Source organism: Cognatilysobacter lacus (assembly GCF_008274655.1).
GTDB lineage: Bacteria > Pseudomonadota > Gammaproteobacteria > Xanthomonadales > Xanthomonadaceae > Cognatilysobacter > Cognatilysobacter lacus.
On the sequence record NZ_VTRV01000277.1, the window covers coordinates 1 to 1,034 of the forward strand.

The window sequence follows — 1,034 nt, forward strand, 5'->3', positions numbered from 1 at the left end:
GCCGCTGGCGGCGAGCGCCAACGTCTCGTGGATCGCCTGCGTACACGCACGGGCCGCGCGGTCGCGCGATTCCTCGGCGCTGCACTTCTCGTCGGCGACGCGCGACGGCAGCCGACGCAGCGTGAGCGCGGGCGCAGGCAGACCATCGAGCAGGCAAGCGGTGTCGCTTCGTCGCCCGCCTGGCTGGACCGGATGAAACGCGATGCCGGTGGCGCCGAACGCATCGTCGCCGGCGGCCGCGTACAGCGTGTCCACCGCGCGCAGCAGGCACGGCCGCGAACGGAAGTTGCGCGCGAGCGGCGGGGCCGCCTGCGCATTTTCGCGTGCACGCAGGTACGTGTGCACGTCGCCGCCGCGGAAACCGTAGATCGCCTGCTTGGGGTCGCCGATCAGCGCGAGGAAGCGTGCGGGTCGGAGGTCGTCGTCGAGCGCTGGCAGCGCGTCGTCGGGGTCATCGCCGAACACGCGCTGGAATATCGACCACTGCCGCGCGTCGGTGTCCTGGAACTCGTCGACCAGTGCGGCCGGGTACTGACGCCGCAATTGTCCGATCAGCGCGCGCGCATGCTCGCCTTCCAGTGCGCGCGCCACGCCGCCGATAAGGTCGTCGAAGCTGCGTACGCGACGCTGGCGCTTGAGCCGCGCCAGGCGATGCGTGGCCTCGTCGCGCACGCGGTGCACGAGTACCAGCTTGCGATGTTCCAGCCACTCGGCCAGCAGCGCCTGGGCGTCGACATAGGCCTGCGCCGCGTCGAACAAAGGCGACTGCGGACGCAATGCGTCCTTGCCCTTGTTGGTCGCGGCAACCAGCTTGCGCGAGGTCAGCAGTTCCAGGTTGCCGCGCGTCCATCGCCAGGCTTCGCCGCGCGACCAGTCCTGCATCGCCGGCCACAACGTCGCGAGTGCCTTGTCGTTGTAGCTGGTCTTGCTGAGTGCCCCGGCGTCGCGCGAACGCTCGACCGCCTCGCGTGCGTCGGGGCCATTCGCGAGCCAGGCGGCGCGCATTGCCTGCGCGGCCCGCCGCACCGCGTCGA

Annotated in this window: 1 protein-coding gene; it reads right to left on the reverse strand. The window is 71.0% G+C overall.

What is annotated here, in order from left to right; all coding sequences use genetic code 11:
* The coding region (locus FW784_RS14045; protein WP_187770849.1) for a UvrD-helicase domain-containing protein at positions 1–1,005 on the reverse strand (1,005 nt) is incomplete at its 3' end.
* Positions 1,006–1,034 lie beyond the last annotated feature (29 nt).